Genomic DNA, 17,125 nt, shown 5'->3' with positions numbered 1-17,125 from the left:
GAGCTGGTCAGCCCCATGGCCTCGCCCTCGCGTCGCGTGGTGCTCGCCGGCCTCGTGGGCCGCGGCACCCGGACGCTCAGCGTGCTCAACCCGGGGGAGACGACGGCACGCGCTCGCGTGGAGGTGCTGGGGCCCGACGGGACGTTCGCGCCGGAGGGTCTCGACGAGGTCCGGGTGCGGCCCGGCAGCGTCACGCGGGTGAGCCTGCCGGGCAGCGTCGGCGACGGCCCTGCGGCGCTGCGCGTCGTCTCCGACGAGCCGGTCGTGGCGTCGGCGTCGGTCGCGTCCGACGGCGACCTCTCGGTGCTCGAGGACGTCGGCGACTGGACGGGCGGGGCGCTCGTCCCGGTCGGCGGCGCGGTCGGCGAGCCCGACCTCCTCCTCACGGCGCCCGGCGACGCCGGCCGCACCGTCGTGGTGGAGGGCCGTGGCCCCGACCTCGCCCGCCGTGACCGCGCCGAGGTGTCCGTGCCGGCGGGCTCGACCGTGCGGGTCGACCTCGGCCGCGTGCTCGACCTCGACGGCGTGTCCTCGGTGCTGGTCCGCTCCGACGGCGGTGTCGTCGGCACGGCGCAGTACACGGCCGGGGGACGCCAGGCGAGCCTCGCGCTGCAGGCCGCGCCGGTCGACGTGCTCACGCCCCGCGTGCGGCCCGCTCCCTGACAGGGCGAACGGCTAGCGCGGGTCGAGGTCGTCGGGGGAGACCTGCCAGACCTCGGCGAGCCGGTGGAGCACGACGTCCCACACCTGCTCCTCGAGGTCGACCCGCCCGCCGGACCGCTCGGTCAGCGGCCGTCGGTAGAGCACCACGAGCGTCACGTCGCCGCGACGCGCGACGCTGCTGAGCGGCACGTCCTCGGACCACTCCGGCGGCAGCAGCGGCACGTCCTCGACGACGACCTCGACCTGGTCGGGCTCGGCGTCGAAGTGCTTCGCCAGCGGAGCGAGCACGCCCGCGACGAGGTGGTCGAACGCCTCGCGCGGCGTCCGGTGCGCCGGCACGCTGCGCGGCGACAAGGGCCCGGGCAGCGCCAGCGGACCGCGTGCGTCGCGCCGGCGGGTCCGCATCCGTCCGGGCCGGGGCCCGCTCACGGTCCCGTCGAGGTGCTGCAGACGTCGGGTCACGCGGTGAGCCTAACCGCACCGCACCCCTCGGCGGGCTACGCTCGGCCCGTGGGTGCTGTTCGACGCTGCACGCGGTCCGCGTGCTCCCAGCCGGCCGTGGCGACGCTGACGTACGTCTACGCCGACCAGACGGCCGTGCTCGGCCCGCTGGCGACCGCGGCCGAGCCGCACACCTACGACCTCTGCGAGGAGCACAGCCGTCGGCTGTCCGCGCCGAACGGCTGGAGCGTGCTGCGGCTCGCGCCCGACCCGTCGACGGTGCGCCCGAGCCACGACGACCTCCTCGCCCTCGCCGACGCGGTGCGCGAGGTCGGACGTCGTCGTCCTCGCCCCGCAGCAGGACCTCCCGGACTCACGCTCGTCCCACCACCGAAGGAAGACTGAATGCACGCACGGCTGCGCCCTGTCGTCAAGGCCTACGACGTCCGCGGTCGGGTGCCCGACCAGCTCGACCCGGCGATCGCGCGGGCGCTCGGGGAGGCGTTCGCCGACGAGGTCGGCATCTCCGAGGGCCGTGGTCGGGCCGTCGTCGGCCGCGACGTGCGCGCGTCGTCGCCGGAGGTCGCAGGAGCCGTCGCCGACGGCATCCGCGCGCGCGGGGGCGACGTCGTCGAGATCGGCCTCGCCTCCACCGACATGCTCTACTGCGCCTCCGGCGTGCTCGACGTGCCCGGCGTGATGGTCACGGCCAGCCACAACCCGGCCGCCGACAACGGGCTCAAGCTCTGCCGAGCCGGCGCGCGCCCGATCGGGCTGTCGTCCGGCCTGGCCGCCATGGCCGAGGCGGCCAGCCCGCTGCTCGACCGCGACCCCGCCGACGTGCCGGAGCCCACCGGCACCCTGGAGTCCCTGGAGTTCCTGCAGACCTACGCCGACACGCTGCTCGGCCTCGCGCCCGTCGAGGGACGTCGCCTGAAGGTCGTCGTCGACGCCGGCAACGGCATGGCCGGCCACACCGTGCCCGCCGTGCTCGGCCGCCTCGACCTCGAGGTGATCGGGCTCTACCTCGAGCTCGACGGCACCTTCCCGAACCACGAGGCCAACCCGCTCGACCACAGCACGCTGGTGGACCTGCAGGCCGCCGTGCGCGAGCACGGTGCCGACCTCGGGCTCGCCTTCGACGGCGACGCCGACCGCTGCTTCGTCGTCGACGAGCACGGCGACGTGGTGGCGCCGTCGACGATCACGGCGCTTGTGGCCGCCCGGCACCTGCTCCAGGAGCCCGGCGCGACGATCCTGCACAACGTCATCTGCTCGCGCGCCGTCCCCGAGATCGTCAGCGAGCGCGGCGGCGTGCCGGTGCGGACCCCCGTCGGGCACTCGCTCATCAAGGCCGAGATGGCCCGGACCGGCGCGGTCTTCGGCGGCGAGCACTCCGGACACTTCTACTTCCGCGAGTTCTACCTCGCCGACTCCGGCATGCTCGCCGCGCTGCACGTGCTCGCCGCGCTCGCGGAGACCGAGACCACCGTCAGCGCCCTCATGGAGGAGTACTCGCGCTACAGCGCCTCCGGCGAGATCAACAGCCGCGTCGACGACACCGACGCCGTCCTCGAACGGCTCTCGCGCCAGTACGCCGACCACCACCAGGACCGGCTCGACGGCCTGACCGTCACCACCGACGACTGGTGGTTCAACGTGCGGGCCTCCAACACCGAGCCCCTCCTGCGGCTGAACGTCGAGGGCGCCGACGACGCCACCATGGAGCGCGTGCGCGACGAGGTGCTCGCGGTCGTGCGAGCCTGACCGGCCGTAGACTGCGCAGCATGTTCCTCGACCCCGCGCTCCTGGAGATCCTCGTCTGCCCGCAGTGCCGGTCGTCGCTGTTCGTCGACCAGGACGCGTCCGAGCTCGTGTGCCAGGCCTGCCGGCTCGCCTACCCGGTGCGCGACGGCATCCCGGTGATGCTCGTCGAGGAGGCGCGCGCGTTGGCGTGACTCGGTCCCCGACCCCTCGTCGGGCCGGGTAGCATGGGGGCCATGGATTTCAACGTCGCTGACCTGTCGCTCGCCGAGTTCGGGCGCAAGGAGATCGAGCTCGCCGAGCACGAGATGCCCGGCCTCATGGCCATGCGCGAGCGTTTCGGCGCCGACCAGCCCCTGAAGGGCGCCCGCATCGCCGGTTCGCTGCACATGACGGTGCAGACGGCCGTGCTGATCGAGACGCTCGCGGCGCTCGGTGCCGACATCCGCTGGGCGACCTGCAACATCTTCTCCACCCAGGACCACGCCGCCGCGGCCGTCGTCGTCGGCCCGCACGGCACCCCCGAGGACCCGCAGGGCGTCCCGGTGTTCGCCTGGAAGGGCGAGACGCTCGCCGAGTACTGGGACGAGGCCGAGAAGGTCTTCGATTTTGCCGAGGGCGGCCCGAACATGCTCCTCGACGACGGTGGCGACATCACCATGCTGCTGCACCTGGGCGTCGAGTACGAGAAGGTCGGCGCCGTGCCGCCGCTGGACTCCACGGACAACGAGGAGTTCAAGGAGGTGCTGCGCGTGCTGGCCCGCTCGCTCGAGGCCGACCCGCAGCGCTGGACGAAGCGTGCCCCGATGATCAAGGGCGTCTCGGAGGAGACCACCACCGGCGTGCTGCGTCTGTACGAGCGCTTCAAGGAGAACACGCTGCTGTTCCCCGCGATCAACGTCAACGACTCCGTCACCAAGAGCAAGTTCGACAACAAGTACGGCTGCCGCCACTCCCTCGTCGACGGCCTGAACCGCGCCACCGACGTCATGATCGGCGGCAAGGTCGCCGTGGTCTGCGGCTACGGCGACGTCGGCAAGGGCTCGGCGGAGTCGCTGCGCGGCCAGGGTGCCCGTGTCATCATCACCGAGATCGACCCGATCTGCGCCCTGCAGGCCGCCATGGACGGCTACGAGGTCAAGCGCCTCGAGAGCGTCGTCGACTACGCCGACATCTTCATCACCACGACCGGCAACTTCGACATCATCCGCGTCGAGCACTTCGAGGCGATGAAGAACCAGGCGATCGTCGCCAACATCGGCCACTTCGACAACGAGATCAACATGGCCGGCCTGGCCAAGATCCCCGGCATCGTCAAGGACGAGATCAAGCCCCAGGTCCACCAGTGGATCTTCCCGGGCGAGGACGGCCAGCCGGGCAAGAAGATCATCGTGCTCTCCGAGGGCCGCCTCATGAACCTCGGCAACGCGACCGGTCACCCGTCGTTCGTCATGAGCAACTCCTTCACCAACCAGGTGCTGGCGCAGGTCGAGCTGTTCACGAAGGCCGACCAGTACGAGCTCGGCGTCCACGTGCTGCCGAAGCACCTCGACGAGGAGGTCGCCCGCCTGCACCTCGACGCCCTCGGCGTCGAGCTGACCGAGCTCAGCAAGGAGCAGGCCGCCTACCTCGGCGTCGACGTCGCCGGTCCGTACAAGTCGGACCACTACCGCTACTGAGCACGACCGGGCGGAGCACGATGGTCCGGCACCAGGTGAGGGGCGGGTCGCGATGAGCTACCGACGCAGCAAGCGCGACCGTGTCCTCGTCGTCGACGACGACGCCTCGCTCGCCGAGATGCTGACCATCGTGCTCCAGGCCGAGGGGCTCACCACCTCGGTCTGCCGCACGGGCGATGAGGTCATGGACGTGTTCACGTCCTTCAAGCCCGACGTCGTGCTGCTCGACCTCATGCTCCCCGGGCAGGACGGCATGAAGGTCTGCCGTCGCATCCGCGCGACGTCGGGGGTGCCGATCATCATGCTCACCGCGAAGTCGGACACCCTCGACGTGGTGCGCGGCCTGGAGGCCGGGGCCGACGACTACATCACGAAGCCCTTCAAGAACACCGAGCTCGTGGCGCGGGTGCGGGCCCGGTTGCGGCGCAACGACGCCGTCGGCGAGCCGCTCGTCTTCGGCGACATCGAGCTCGACCCCGGGGCGCACACGGTCAGCCGCGCGGGGCGGGCGCTCGACCTGACGCCGCTGGAGTTCGACCTGCTCGCCTGCCTGCTGTCCAACCCCGACCAGGTGTTCACGCGCGAGGTGCTGCTGCAGCGGGTCTGGGGCTACCACCACCCCGGCGACACCAAGCTCGTGAACGTGCACATGACCCGTCTGCGCTCCAAGATCGAGGACGACGCCGAGTCGCCGCAGGTGATCCGGACGGTGCGCGGCGTCGGCTACCAGGCCATCGCGCCCACGCCACTCGTCGACGAACCGGCCCCATGACGGGCCGGCCGGCGTGATCCGGCGGGTCACCGGGCTGTGGCGTCGTTCACTGCAGGCCCGGGTGGTCACGAGCACCGTGCTGCTCGTGGCCATCGTCGTCGGGCTCGTCGGCTGGGTCGAGACCCAGCCGCAGGCCCAGGCCGCCACCCTGACCCAGCTCGTCGACGCGGTCACCGAGACCGACAGCGGCAGCCGGTCCTACGAGCTGGTGCTCGAGGGACCGCTCCGCTCGGGCAGCGGCGCGCCGCCGGTCCGCGCGTCCGGGCGGCTCGCGCCCGGCTCGCTGCCGCCGGACCTGCGCAGCCAGGTGATCGAGCGACCGGGGGTCTTCTGGCGCTACTCCGAGCTCTCGCTCATCGGGTCGGGCTCGCGTCCCGCCGTGGTCGTCGGCAGCCGGCTGCGGGCGCCCGGCACCGGCGACACCTACGCGCTCTTCTACCTCTTCCCGCTCACCGAGCAGCAGCAGACCCTCAGCCTGGTGCGCAACGCCCTCCTGGTCGGCGGGCTGGCGATGGTGGTCATGGTCGGCGGCGTGGCGTTCATCGTGTCGCGCCAGGTGCTGACGCCCGTGCGGCTGGCCCGCCGCATCGCCGAGCGCTACGCCGCCGGCAGCCTCGAGCAGCGCATGCACGTGAGCGGCGAGGACGACATCGCGCGGCTCTCCACGTCGTTCAACCAGATGGCGGCGAGCCTGCAGAGCCAGATCCGGCGCCTGGAGGACCTCTCGCGGCTGCAGCAGCGGTTCGTGTCCGACGTGTCCCACGAGCTCCGGACCCCGCTCACGACGGTGCAGATGGCCAGCGAGCTGCTCTTCGACGCGCGCGACCGGTTCGACCCGCAGAGCGCGCGCTCGGCCGAGCTGCTCAAGCGTGAGCTCGACCGCTTCGAGGAGCTGCTCACCCAGCTGCTCGACCTGAGCCGCTTCGACGCGGGAGCCGCGCGGCTCGACCTCGCCGACGTCGACCTGGCGCGCGTGGCGCGGGCGGCGGCGGCCGACCCGCTGCTGGAGCGCGCCGGCATCATCGGCCGCACGGTCGGGGCCGACCGTCCGGCGGTCGTGCAGGCCGACATCCGCCGCATCGACCGGGTGGTGCGCAACCTCCTCGCGAACGCGGTGAAGTACAGCGGCTCCGACGTGGTGGAGATCGAGGTGGCCCAGGACGGCTTCGCCGTGTCCATCGCGGTGCGCGACTTCGGCGTCGGTCTGCGCGGCGACGAGAACCTGCGGGTCTTCGACCGGTTCTGGCGCGCCGACCCGGCCCGCACCCAGGGTGGCACCGGGCTCGGGCTGGCGATCGCGCGCGAGGACGCGGTGCTGCACGGAGGCACGCTGCAGGCGTGGGGGCGCCCCGGGGAGGGCAGCGAGTTCGTGCTGACGCTCCCGCGCGTCGTCGACCCCGCCCGCCGCAGCACGGCGCCCGCCCCGGTCGTCCAGCGGGTGTTCGCGTGACACGCGCCGTCCGCACCACCGTCGTCGTGGCGCTGCTCGCGGTCGTGTCCGCGTGCTCGGCGATCCCCACCGGCGGCCCCGTGCGGCAGGTGCGCGAGAACGAGGGCTTCGAGCAGAGCACGGCGCTCTACGCGCCCGCGCCGCCGAGCCCGGGGGCCACGCCGCAGCAGGTCGTGGCGGGCTACCTCGACGCCATGCTGGCGTTCCCGCCCTCCACCGGTGTCGCCGAGCGGTACCTGACGGAGGACGCGGCGCGGCGCTGGAACCCCGCTGCCGGCACGCAGGTGTACCGCGACCCCTCGGTCGCGGAGCTGCGGACGGGCAGCACGTCGGCGCGGGTCCGGCTCACGACGCAGCGCGAGCTGCGGCTGAACCCGTCGGGGCGGGTCGCCGACGGGGCCGGCCCGGCGAGCTGGGACCTCGCCCTGCAGCGGGTCGACGGCGAGTGGCGGATCTCCGAGCCGCCGCCCGGCCTGCTGGTGACCGAGAAGTTCTACACCGACTACTACCGGGCCTTCCAGGTGTACTTCTTCGACCCGACGGGCTCGCGGCTCGTGGCGTCGGCCGTCCACCTCCCGGCGGGGGAGCAGCTGGCCACCGCCCTCGTCGCCTCCCTCGCCCGCGGACCCTCCGACCCCGGGGCGCAGCAGCGCACCTACCTGCCCGGGCTGGGCGACCTGCGCCCTGCGGTGCCGGTCGACCGCGACGGCGTGGCCGAGGTCGACCTCGGTGCCTCCGCCGCCGACCTCTCGCCCCTCGACCAGGGACGGCTGTCGGCCCAGCTGGTCTGGACGTTGCGCCAGGTGTCCGACGTCAAGGGCGTGCGGGTCGGCGCCGGCACGACCACCCTGACCCCGACCGGCGGTGCCGTGCAGTCGATGGGCTCGTGGTCGCGCTACGGCCCCCGCGAGCAGGGCGAGCCGTACGTCGTGGTCGACGGACGACGTCGCGAGGCGGCCGAGCTCGACGGTCGCCGTCTGCGTGACCTGCCTGCCGTCTGGGACGTCGACCCCGACGAGACCGCCGAGCTGGTGGTCGGACCGCAGCGGCTCGCGACCCTCTCGCGCGACCGTGAGCGGCTGCTCGTGCGCCGCACGACGGGGACCGACCGCGTCGAGGTGGCCGTCGACCGGCTCGTCTCGGCCTGGTGGACCACCGGCGACACCCTCGTCGTCGTCGACCGCCCCGGCGGCGGTCCGCGGGTCCGGGTCGTCGAGCCGCAGGCCACGCGCATGCTCCCGCTCGGGGGCCTGGCGGGCCTCGACGTCACCTCCTTCGCGATCTCTCCCGACGGCGCCCGGTACGCGGTGACCACGGGCGGCGTCGACGGTCGTGTGCGGGTCGGTGCGGTCCAGCGCTCGGGCGACGACGCCCTGGTCGGGCTCGGGCCCAGCCGCGCCCTGCCCTGGCAGGTGGGGCGGCCGTCGTCGGTCGGGTTCGTCGACGGCGTGCGGCTCGCGTTCTTCGGCGACACCGAGCTCGGCCGGCAGGTCTTCGAGGGCCTCGTCGACGGCACGTCCCTCGAGGGAGGCGCCGCCGGCGGGGCACCGATCCTGCCCGACGTCGCACCGCGGACGCTCGTCGTGCAGGGCGAGCGTCGCTGGGCGGTCGACCGGCGCGACCGGCTCTGGTACCTCGGCCCGGACTCGACCTGGACCCGGCTCGGCATCACCCGGGTCGCGTCGCTGTCCCCAGGCGGCTGAGCGGCACCGGCTCCACCACGGCCGCGTCCACAGGCACGTGACGGGGTCGGCGGACCGTGCGCCGAGCGGTCCACCCTGGCCGCATGGACTCCTGGCTCGCCGCGGCCGACCTCGCCCTCGGGGCCGCCTGCGCCGGGTGCGGGCGGGTCGCGCTCGACCTGTGTCCCCGGTGCCGCGCGGCGCTGCGGCCCGAGCCGCGACTCATCGACGGCGGGCCGGTGCCCGTCGTGGCGGCGGGTGAGCACGACGGCGTGCTGCGCGAGGTCGTGCTGGCCTGGAAGCGCCGCGGGCACACGCGGCTGACCCCCGTGCTCGGGACGCTCCTCGCCGCGTCCGTGTGCGCGCTCGGCCCGGGCGACCGGGTCGTGCTCGTGCCCGTGCCGACCACCCGGCGCAGCCGTCGGCGGCGCGGGGGCGACCTCGTCGGCCAGGCGGCCGGGCACGCCGCGCAGGTGCTGGTCGACGTCGGCCTGCCGGCCGTGGTCGTGCCCGCCCTCGCCATCGAGCGGCAGCCGCGCGACCAGGTGGGGCTGGGCGCGCGCGACCGTCGGGCCAACCTCGACGGCGCGCTGCGTCGGTCGCGCCGCGCGGTCCCGGGGACCGCCGACGTCGTGCTCGTCGACGACGTCGTCACCACCGGCGCGACGCTCGCCGAGGCGGTGCGGGTGCTCGCGGCCGGTGGCACCAGCGTCCTCGGCGCCGCCGTCGCCGCCGCGCGACCCGCCCCGACGGCGGCTCGTTCCTGAAGGTCGTCGAGGAACTCCGTGTTCCTCTGGTGTCCGCGCGCCGGTCGGTCTAAGTTCGGTGGCATGTAAACATCGCACGACCGAGCGCAGGGAGGCCCCCATGGAAATCGTCGTCAACGGCCGCAACAGCGAGATCTCCGACCGGTTCCGCCAGCACGTCGAGGAGAAGCTGCACCGGGTCGAGAAGTACGACCAGCGCCAGAAGATCAACCGCGTCGAGGTCGAGGTCACGCACGAGAAGAACCCGCGGCAGCACGAGCAGGCCGCGCGCGTGGAGATGACCCTCCGGTCACGAGGCCCGGCGGTCCGGGCCGAGGCCAGCTCGACCGACCAGCACTCCGCGCTCGACGCGGCCATCGACAAGCTCGAGGCCCGGCTGCGTCGCGCCGCCGACCGCAAGCGCATCAGCCACGGCAAGCGCCGGCCCGTCTCCATCGCGGAGATGCCCGCCGAGGTGCCGTCGGGCCTGCTCGACGGGTCCGGCGACGACACCGATGTCGAGACGACCACGATCGCCGGCGTCCAGGTGCAGGGCGACTGCCCGCTCGTGGTGCGCGAGAAGACCCACCAGGGCGTCCCCATGACCCTCGAGCAGGCGCTCTACGAGATGGAGCTCGTCGGTCACGACTTCTACCTGTTCCTCGAGAAGGACTCGATGCGACCCAGCGTCGTGTACCTCCGCAAGGGCTACGACTACGGAGTCATCCACCTCGACGTCGACGAGTCCGGCGACCTGTCGGGCGACGTCGCCCCCTGACGGATGCCGCTCGTGCGTGGCATGATGCACGGGTGACTTCTCGGGCGCCCCGCATCCGCGTGCTGCTCGTCGACGACCAGGAGCTCTTCCGGCGCGGCGTGTCGATGGTCCTGGGCGCCGATGCCGACCTCGAGCTCGTCGAGGTCGGTGACGGCGACCAGGCCATCGCGGCCGTCGAGGAGACACCCGCCGACGTGGTGCTCCTCGACGTGCGGATGCCGGGGCGTTCCGGCGTCGAGGTCTGCAAGACCATCAAGTCGATCTCGCCGTCGACGGGCATCATCATGCTCACCGCGAGCGACGAGGAGTCCGACCTCTACGAGTCGATCCGCAGCGGTGCGTCCGGCTACCTGCTGAAGGACGGCTCGACCTACGACCAGGTCGCCGAGGCCGTGCGCCTCGTCGCGGCCGGCCAGTCGCTGATCAGCCCGAGCATGGCGACGAAGCTGCTCGATGAGTTCGTGCAGATGTCGCGCAGCCCGGCCCCGGCCACCGCGCAGCTGACCGCCCGCGAGCTGCAGGTGCTGCGGCTCGTCGCCAAGGGGCTCAGCAACCGCGAGATCGCCGAGGAGCTGTTCATCAGCGAGAACACGGTCAAGAACCACATCCGCAACATGCTCGAGAAGCTGCAGATGAAGTCGCGCATGGAGGCCGCCATGTACGCCGTGCGCAGCAACCTGCTCGACGACCCGGTCTGAGCGCGCTCCAGCCTCCTCGCGCGGGGCCGCGGCGCCGGTGTCGGTGCCGCCCGGCAGGATGCTCGACGTGACCGAACGTCTCACCACGCTGCAGGCCCGTCGGGTCGCGCTCGCCGCGCAGGGGTTCACCCGCGCCCGGCCGGCCACCGTCGCACGACCCCACCTGCGCAGCACGCTGCGCCGGCTCGGCTTCTTCCAGATCGACTCGGTCAACGTGCTCCAGCGGGCCCACCACCTGCCGCTGTACTCGCGGTGCGGCCCCTACGACCTCGAGCTGTTCCACCGGGCGGCCGGCCGGTCGCCGCGGCTCATGTTCGAGTACTGGGCGCACGTGGCCACCTTCGTCGACGTCGACCTGTGGCCCGCCATGCAGCACCGGATGGCGTCCCGGCGCGGGCTGTGGGGCGGGCCCGACCGCGTCGCCCGCGAGCAGCCGGAGCTCGTCGACGCCGTCCTGGCGCACGTCGCCGAGCACGGTCCGCTCACCGCGCGCCAGGTCGACGCGGCGCTGGGGCAGGAGCGCGAGCGCGACCGCTCGCACTGGGGCTGGAACTGGACGGCCACGAAGAATGCCCTCGAGTTCCTGTTCCACGGCGGACGCCTGACGTCGGCGCGCCGCACGGCGCAGTTCGAGCGTGAGTACGACCTCCCCGAGCGGGTCATCCCCGCCGACGTCCTCGCACGCCCCGCGCTCGACGAGGCCGAGGCGCACCGCGTGATGGTCGAGCACGCCGCCCGGGCGCACGGCGTCGCGACCCTCCCGTGCCTGCGCGACTACTTCCGCTCGGCTCCGGACCCGACCCGTGCCGCCGTCGAGGACCTCGCCGACGCGGGCGTGCTGCTGCCCGTGCGCGTGCAGGGCTGGGACCGACCCGCCTGGCTGCACCACGAGGCGGCGCGCCCCCGCGCGGTGCGCGCCCGGACGCTCCTCAGCCCCTTCGACCCGCTCGTCTTCGAGCGCGAGCGCACCGAGCGCCTCTTCGGCTTCCGCTACCGCATCGAGATCTACGTGCCCGAGGCGCAGCGCGAGTACGGCTACTACGTGCTGCCGTTCCTGCTCGGCGACGCGATCGTCGCGCGGGTCGACCTCAAGGCGGACCGCGCCCGCGGCACGCTCGTCGTCCACGGGGCCTGGTCCGAGCCCGGCGCCCCGGCCGACACCGCGGTCGAGCTGGCCGAGGAGCTGCGGACCATGGCGCGCTGGCTGGCCCTCGGCGCCATCGAGGTCGGCGAGCGGGGCGACCTCGCGGCGGACGTCCGCGCGCTCGTGTAGCCCCAGCGCGCCACCCGTGCCCGCGGTGCTGGTCCCGCGGCATACACTGCGAGAGGTCCGTCTCACCAACTCAGGAGTGCGTCCACCGTGCCCAAGGTCATCGACAAGATCCTCCGCGCCGGCGAAGGCAAGATCCTTCGTCAGCTCGCCGCGATCTCGAAGCAGGTCAACGCCCTCGAGGACGAGTTCCGCGCCATGAGCGAGGACGAGCTCCGCGGCATGACCGCCGAGTTCCGGGAGCGGCTCGACCAGGGTGAGACCCTCGACGACCTCATGCCGGAGGCGTTCGCGACGGTGCGCGAGGCGGCCAGCCGCGTGCTCGGCCAGCGGCACTTCGACGTGCAGGTGCAGGGCGGCGCCGCGCTGCACCTCGGGAACATCGCCGAGATGAAGACCGGTGAGGGCAAGACCCTCGTCGCGACCCTGCCCAGCTACCTCAACGCGCTGTCGGGCAAGGGCGTCCACGTCATCACCGTCAACGACTACCTGGCGCGCTACCACGCGGAGTGGATGGGCCGCGTCTACACCTACCTCGGCCTCAGCGTCGGCATGATCCTGCCGAACATGACGCCGCCGGAGCGTCGCGACGCCTACGCGTGCGACATCACCTACGGCACGAACAACGAGTTCGGCTTCGACTACCTGCGCGACAACATGGCCGATGACATCGCGGCCTGCGTCCAGCGGGGCCACAACTTCGCCATCGTCGACGAGGTCGACTCCATCCTCATCGACGAGGCGCGCACGCCGCTCATCATCTCGGGCCCCACCGAGGACGAGGTCAAGTGGTACGGCGAGTTCGCGCGGATCGTCGGCGCGATGAGCATCGACACCCACTACGAGGTCGACGAGAAGAAGCGCACCGTCTCCGTCACCGAGGAGGGCATCGACAAGGTCGAGGACCAGCTCGGCATCGACAACCTCTACGACGCGGTCAACACCCCGCTCATCAGCTTCCTCAACAACGCCATCAAGGCCAAGGAGCTGTTCAAGCGCGACAAGGACTACGTCGTCATCGACGGCAACGTGATCATCGTCGACGAGCACACCGGACGCATCCTCGACGGCCGTCGCTACAACGAGGGCCTGCACCAGGCGATCGAGGCCAAGGAGGGCGTGCGCATCCGCGAGGAGTACCAGACGCTCGCCACCATCACGCTGCAGAACTACTTCCGGCTCTACGACAAGCTCGGCGGCATGACCGGTACGGCCATGACCGAGGCGAGCGAGTTCGACAAGACCTACAAGCTCGGCGTCGTCCCGATCCCGACCAACAAGCCGGTCTCGCGCATCGACCAGCCCGACCTCGTCTACCGCACGGAGGCCGCCAAGTTCGACGCCGTCGTCGCCGACATCGAGGAGCGCCACGCCACGGGCCAGCCGATCCTCGTCGGCACCACGAGCGTCGAGAAGAGCGAGCGGCTGTCCAAGCTGCTGAAGAAGCGCGGCATCCCGCACGAGGTGCTCAACGCCAAGCAGCACGAGCGCGAGGCCGCGATCGTCGCCGTCGCCGGTCACCGCGGCGCCGTCACCGTCGCCACCAACATGGCCGGTCGAGGCACCGACATCATGCTCGGCGGCAGCGTCGAGTTCCTGGCCGACGCCGAGCTGCGCAAGCAGGGTCTCGACCCGCTCGAGAACGCCGAGGAGTACTCGGCGGCCTGGCCGGCGACGCTGGAGCGCATCGAGGCGCAGGTCGCCGAGGAGAAGGAGGCGGTGCAGGCAGCCGGCGGCCTCGCCGTCATCGGCACCGAGCGCCACGAGTCGCGCCGCATCGACAACCAGCTGCGTGGTCGGTCCGGCCGTCAGGGCGACCCGGGCGAGACCCGCTTCTACCTGTCGCTCGAGGACGACCTCATGCGCCTGTTCAAGGCCGACTGGGTCAACTGGGTTCTGCAGACGATGAAGATCCCCGACGACGTCCCGATCGAGAACAAGCGCGTCACGAACGCGATCGCGTCGGCCCAGACGCAGGTCGAGGCGCAGAACTTCGAGACCCGCAAGAACATCCTCAAGTACGACGACGTGATGAGCCGCCAGCGCGAGGTCATCTACGGCGAGCGGCGCAAGGTGCTCGAGGGCGCCGACCTGGAGGACCAGGTGCGCACGATGATCACCGACACCGTCACGGGCTACGTGAACGGTGCCACCGAGGGCTTCCCCGAGCAGTGGGACCTCGAGCAGCTGTGGACCGCGCTGCGCACGCTCTACCCGGTGTCGTTGACGATCGAGGAGGTCGAGGACGAGGCGGGCGGCCGTGAGGCGCTCTCGCGCGAGTCGCTCGTCGAGACGATCACGGCCGACGCGCTGACGGCGTACGACCGTCGCGAGGAGGAGCTCGGCGCCCCGGTCACCCGCGAGCTGGAGCGTCGTGTGGTGCTCAGCGTCCTCGATCGCAAGTGGCGTGAGCACCTCTACGAGATGGACTACCTGCGCGAGGGCATCGGCCTGCGCGCCTACTCCCAGCGCGACCCGCTCGTGGAGTACCAGCGCGAGGGCTACGAGCTGTTCAGCGCCATGATGGACGGCATCGCCGAGGAGTCCGTCGGCTTCCTGTTCAACCTCGACGTCCAGGTCGAGGAGACCCCGGCCGATGACGAGGAGCACCCGCACCTGCAGGCCAAGGGCCTGGAGCCGAAGGGCGAGCAGAAGCTGTCCTACTCCGCCCCGTCGGAGGACGGCGACGTCGAGGTGCACAGCGAGACCGAGGAGCCGGCCGGCGACAAGCAGCGCCAGGCCAACCAGAAGTCGAAGGCACGGCAGAAGTCGAAGGCGGCGCGCCAGTCGCGCAAGCGCAACCGCTGACCGGCCTCGCCGACGTGGAAGGGCCCGCACCGTCTCGACGGTGCGGGCCCTTCGTCGTGTCGCCCGGTGGGGTCAGGCCCACTCGAGCGCGGTGCAGGTCCACACCGCGCGACCGCGCGGCGAGGTGACGAGCTCGAGCCGGACGGCGATCGCGTGCGAGCGTCCGCGGTGCACCATGCGGCCCGTGACCTCGACGGCGCGCTCGCTCACGACCGACAGGTGCACCGACGCGAGTCGACCGCCCGCGGGTCGACGGTCCTGACGCGTCGGGACGCGACCCTGCCGCACGAGCGCCGTCACCAGTGCGCGGTACGCGTCGGGCGTCATCCACGCCGACAGCTGCCGGGCGGGACGTCCGCCGCACAGCACCTCGGTCACGCCCTGCATGAACCGGGCCAGCGGTGCTCGCAGCTGTCGGGCCAGCTCCTCCCCGTCGCGGGTCTGCGGCACCGGCACGACCGAGGTGGGCGAACCAGGCAGCGGCAGCGGGAGCTGCGCCGGCAGGGCGTCCTCGTCGGTGACGAACCGGGCGGGGGAGCGCAGCTCCGTCGACGTCCTCATGCCGGCTCCCGCGGTGCCGTGAGGCGTTGTCCTGGCTGGAGCAGGTCCGGGTCGGGCCCGACCACCTCGCGGTTCTCCTGGTGCCACTGCTCCGTCGACGTGGCGACGTCGGCGACGCTCGCGCGGGGGCCTGAACGTGACGCGGCGATGCTCCAGAGCGAGTCGCCTGGAGCCACCACCACGGTGTCGGGGGGCGGCTGCGTCGGCGGTCCCACCGGCGGGGTGTCGTGGACCTCCGACGCGGGGCGGTCGGGGAGCACGAGGCCGTCGAGCGTCGATGCGGCGGGACTCGGGTCGGGCGACGGCGACGTAGCGGCGTGCGCCGTGCCGACCGACAGCGTGGTGACGACGCCGGCGACCAGCGCGCCGCGGACGGCACGGGGCAGCAGCCGCGCCGCGACGACCGCCGCGCGGCCGCCGACGAGACCGAGGCCGAGCGCGACGGCGGCCCAGGCCGCGATCGTGAGGAGGACGAGCTCGAGCAGGGAGGTGAGCGCCGTCGGGAACGACGATGCTCCCAGGCCCGCGACGGTGCGCTCCACGGACGGAACCCGCACGAGGAGCACCAGGACCGAGACGAGCCAGCACAGGTGACCGGACCACCGAAGACGCATGATGCTGTTTCCTGACGTTTGACGACGTTTGATGACATCGAAGGTCGGAAGACGCATGAGGTCAAGGCCTCGTGCACAGGTGAGGCCGGGGATGGGACGGGGGTACGGTGCTGGCATGCGCTGGGAGCGTCTGTTCGCCGAGCTCGAGGCGTCGCTCGACGACGACGCCCTCCTCGAGCGCGACGCCCTGGTCGCGGAGCTGCGCGACGAGGAGTGGTCACGGACGCCGTGGCGCTCGCTGCTCGGCGGTTACGTGGAGCTGGAGCTGCTGGGCGCCGGTCGGCTGGCCGGCGAGGTCCGGTTCGCGAACGACCGGCTCGTGCGCCTCGACGCCGGCAGCGTCGAGCACGTGGTCGCGATCGACGCGGTGACCGGCGTGCGCACCGACGGCCGCGCTCCGGCACCGTCCACGGTCGACGCCCGGCTGGGCTGGCCGCACGTGCTCCGCCGGCTGCGCGACGACGGCGACGAGGTCCGGGTGGTCAGGACCGACGGCGCGACCCTGCGCGCGCAGGTGGTGCGGGTCGTCGACGGTGGCGTCGTGCTGCGCACGGCCGAGCGTGACCTGCTCGTGCCCCTGCGCGCCCTCGCCGTGGTCACGCTGGGCCAGTGAGCTGGTGGCCCGATGAGCCTGCCGGGGCTGGTCGCCGTCAGCGCGTGACGTCGTCGGGCTGGTCGGCGAGGTCGGCGTCCGACAGCTCGGCGACGGCCTGCTCGGCGCGGGCGTACTGGCGGCGGATGTAGTCCTCGAGCTGGTCGTTCTCGACCCGCCACTGGTTCCGTCCGCCGATCTGGATGCCCTTCAGCTCGCCCGAGCGCACCAACGCGTACACCTGGCGCACCGTCACGTTCAGCACCTCGGCCACGTCGGCGAGGGTGAGGAACCGAGGAGTCGCATCGGACATGGGCCCATGCTCCCACGGCCTGGTGTCACCGGCCGTGACCGTCTCGGGGCTGTGGACGGACGTCCCGATCCACACCCCCGTGCTGGACGACATCGCTGCCATCGCAGTAGAAACGGGCCATGGTGATCGGGCGGGGGCCACGGCCAGGTGGCGACGGCAGCAGGAGCGGTGCGGTACCGGTGGGGGCGTCGGGCGGGCCCGCCGCGCGGCTGAGGCAGCAGCCCTGGACGGACCCGCGGCTGGTCCTCGGGGTGCTGCTCGTGCTCGGCGCGACGGTGCTCGGCGCGTCCGTGG

The 17,125-nt window shown here is 72.6% G+C and carries 18 protein-coding genes; 14 read left to right on the top strand and 4 right to left on the bottom strand.

Annotated elements, in window-relative coordinates; translation table 11 throughout:
• On the top strand, positions 1–663 hold a 663-nt coding region (locus A6Q79_RS08820; protein WP_317697840.1), incomplete at its 5' end, for a DUF5719 family protein.
• Between the two features lie 12 nt (positions 664–675).
• Here the strand turns inward: A6Q79_RS08820 and A6Q79_RS08815 are convergent.
• The gene (locus A6Q79_RS08815; protein WP_144433670.1) at positions 676–1,125 is read right to left on the bottom strand and encodes a metallopeptidase family protein; all 450 of its coding nucleotides are present in this window, start codon (positions 1,123–1,125) and stop codon (positions 676–678) included.
• Between the two features lie 3 nt (positions 1,126–1,128).
• Between A6Q79_RS08815 and A6Q79_RS08810 the strand changes: the two genes are divergently transcribed.
• From A6Q79_RS08810 to secA, 12 genes are all read left to right on the top strand, one after another.
• The gene (locus A6Q79_RS08810; protein WP_308207082.1) at positions 1,129–1,509 is read left to right on the top strand and encodes a DUF3499 domain-containing protein; all 381 of its coding nucleotides are present in this window, start codon (positions 1,129–1,131) and stop codon (positions 1,507–1,509) included.
• Positions 1,510–2,871, top strand: a complete 1,362-nt coding sequence (locus tag A6Q79_RS08805) for a phosphomannomutase/phosphoglucomutase (protein WP_286689698.1) — start codon at positions 1,510–1,512, stop codon at positions 2,869–2,871.
• Positions 2,872–2,891: 20 nt separating this feature from the next.
• A complete protein-coding gene (locus A6Q79_RS08800; RefSeq protein WP_083516268.1) occupies positions 2,892–3,062 on the top strand; it encodes a Trm112 family protein in 171 nt (56 codons plus the stop codon).
• Positions 3,063–3,104: 42 nt separating this feature from the next.
• Positions 3,105–4,547 carry an adenosylhomocysteinase gene (ahcY, locus tag A6Q79_RS08795; protein ID WP_193786277.1) on the top strand — a complete coding sequence of 481 codons (1,443 nt, stop codon included), beginning with the start codon at positions 3,105–3,107 and terminating at the stop codon, positions 4,545–4,547.
• Positions 4,548–4,599: 52 nt separating this feature from the next.
• A complete protein-coding gene (mtrA, locus tag A6Q79_RS08790) occupies positions 4,600–5,319 on the top strand; it encodes an MtrAB system response regulator MtrA (RefSeq protein WP_067855469.1) in 720 nt (239 codons plus the stop codon).
• A gap of 61 nt (positions 5,320–5,380) precedes the next feature.
• The gene (gene mtrB / locus A6Q79_RS08785; protein ID WP_317697824.1) at positions 5,381–6,769 is read left to right on the top strand and encodes an MtrAB system histidine kinase MtrB; all 1,389 of its coding nucleotides are present in this window, start codon (positions 5,381–5,383) and stop codon (positions 6,767–6,769) included.
• A complete protein-coding gene (locus A6Q79_RS08780) occupies positions 6,766–8,472 on the top strand; it encodes a GerMN domain-containing protein (RefSeq protein WP_286689697.1) in 1,707 nt (568 codons plus the stop codon). Before mtrB ends, A6Q79_RS08780 begins: the two co-directional genes overlap by 4 nt.
• 83 nt (positions 8,473–8,555) lie before the next feature.
• Complete coding sequence (locus tag A6Q79_RS08775) at positions 8,556–9,218, top strand: ComF family protein (protein ID WP_286689696.1); 663 nt, start codon at positions 8,556–8,558, stop codon at positions 9,216–9,218.
• A 100-nt stretch (positions 9,219–9,318) separates the two neighbouring features.
• Entirely contained in the window at positions 9,319–9,975 is a 657-nt protein-coding gene (gene raiA / locus A6Q79_RS08770) for a ribosome-associated translation inhibitor RaiA (RefSeq protein WP_286689695.1), read from the top strand.
• A gap of 32 nt (positions 9,976–10,007) precedes the next feature.
• On the top strand, positions 10,008–10,673 hold the full coding sequence (locus tag A6Q79_RS08765) for a response regulator transcription factor (protein ID WP_236749822.1): 666 nt from the start codon (positions 10,008–10,010) through the stop codon (positions 10,671–10,673).
• Positions 10,674–10,731: 58 nt separating this feature from the next.
• Complete coding sequence (locus A6Q79_RS08760) at positions 10,732–11,946, top strand: winged helix-turn-helix domain-containing protein (protein WP_286689694.1); 1,215 nt, start codon at positions 10,732–10,734, stop codon at positions 11,944–11,946.
• Between the two features lie 99 nt (positions 11,947–12,045).
• On the top strand, positions 12,046–14,751 hold the full coding sequence (gene secA, locus A6Q79_RS08755) for a preprotein translocase subunit SecA (RefSeq protein ID WP_286689704.1): 2,706 nt from the start codon (positions 12,046–12,048) through the stop codon (positions 14,749–14,751).
• 72 nt (positions 14,752–14,823) lie between these two features.
• On the opposite strand, the gene A6Q79_RS08750 is transcribed toward secA, so the two are convergent.
• On the bottom strand, positions 14,824–15,312 hold the full coding sequence (locus A6Q79_RS08750) for an Rv3235 family protein (protein WP_067855492.1): 489 nt from the start codon (positions 15,310–15,312) through the stop codon (positions 14,824–14,826).
• Entirely contained in the window at positions 15,309–15,926 is a 618-nt protein-coding gene (locus A6Q79_RS08745; RefSeq protein ID WP_289017061.1) for a LysM domain-containing protein, read from the bottom strand. The genes A6Q79_RS08750 and A6Q79_RS08745 overlap by 4 nt, the downstream gene beginning before the upstream one ends.
• Before the next feature lie 115 nt (positions 15,927–16,041).
• On the opposite strand from A6Q79_RS08745, the gene A6Q79_RS08740 reads away from it, so the two are divergent.
• Positions 16,042–16,539 (top strand): hypothetical protein, encoded by a 498-nt coding sequence (locus tag A6Q79_RS08740; protein WP_286689692.1) that lies wholly within the window; start codon positions 16,042–16,044, stop codon positions 16,537–16,539.
• 37 nt (positions 16,540–16,576) lie between these two features.
• Here the strand turns inward: A6Q79_RS08740 and A6Q79_RS08735 are convergent, their stop codons facing one another.
• Positions 16,577–16,831 carry a helix-turn-helix domain-containing protein gene (locus A6Q79_RS08735; RefSeq protein WP_286689691.1) on the bottom strand — a complete coding sequence of 85 codons (255 nt, stop codon included), beginning with the start codon at positions 16,829–16,831 and terminating at the stop codon, positions 16,577–16,579.
• Positions 16,832–17,125: the final 294 nt, after the last annotated feature.

This window comes from Aeromicrobium sp. REDSEA-S32_B7 (assembly GCF_001626145.1).
Classification (GTDB): Bacteria; Actinomycetota; Actinomycetes; order Propionibacteriales; family Nocardioidaceae; genus Aeromicrobium; species Aeromicrobium erythreum.
This window is presented reverse-complemented; position numbering and strand designations above follow the sequence as displayed.

What these genes read in the sequence shown, in the direction of transcription:
- A6Q79_RS08805 (WP_286689698.1), top strand. Translation starts at nt 1,510, where the DNA reads ATGCACGCACGGCTGCGCCCTGTCGTCAAGGCCTACGACGTCCGCGGT.
- A6Q79_RS08800 (WP_083516268.1), top strand. Translation starts at nt 2,892, where the DNA reads ATGTTCCTCGACCCCGCGCTCCTGGAGATCCTCGTCTGCCCGCAGTGC.
- ahcY (WP_193786277.1), top strand. Translation starts at nt 3,105, where the DNA reads ATGGATTTCAACGTCGCTGACCTGTCGCTCGCCGAGTTCGGGCGCAAG.
- mtrA (WP_067855469.1), top strand. Translation starts at nt 4,600, where the DNA reads ATGAGCTACCGACGCAGCAAGCGCGACCGTGTCCTCGTCGTCGACGAC.
- A6Q79_RS08775 (WP_286689696.1), top strand. Translation starts at nt 8,556, where the DNA reads ATGGACTCCTGGCTCGCCGCGGCCGACCTCGCCCTCGGGGCCGCCTGC.
- raiA (WP_286689695.1), top strand. Translation starts at nt 9,319, where the DNA reads ATGGAAATCGTCGTCAACGGCCGCAACAGCGAGATCTCCGACCGGTTC.
- A6Q79_RS08760 (WP_286689694.1), top strand. Translation starts at nt 10,732, where the DNA reads ATGCTCGACGTGACCGAACGTCTCACCACGCTGCAGGCCCGTCGGGTC.
- A6Q79_RS08750 (WP_067855492.1), bottom strand. Translation starts at nt 15,312, where the DNA reads ATGAGGACGTCGACGGAGCTGCGCTCCCCCGCCCGGTTCGTCACCGAC.
- A6Q79_RS08745 (WP_289017061.1), bottom strand. Translation starts at nt 15,926, where the DNA reads ATGCGTCTTCGGTGGTCCGGTCACCTGTGCTGGCTCGTCTCGGTCCTG.
- A6Q79_RS08740 (WP_286689692.1), top strand. Translation starts at nt 16,042, where the DNA reads ATGCGCTGGGAGCGTCTGTTCGCCGAGCTCGAGGCGTCGCTCGACGAC.
- A6Q79_RS08735 (WP_286689691.1), bottom strand. Translation starts at nt 16,831, where the DNA reads ATGTCCGATGCGACTCCTCGGTTCCTCACCCTCGCCGACGTGGCCGAG.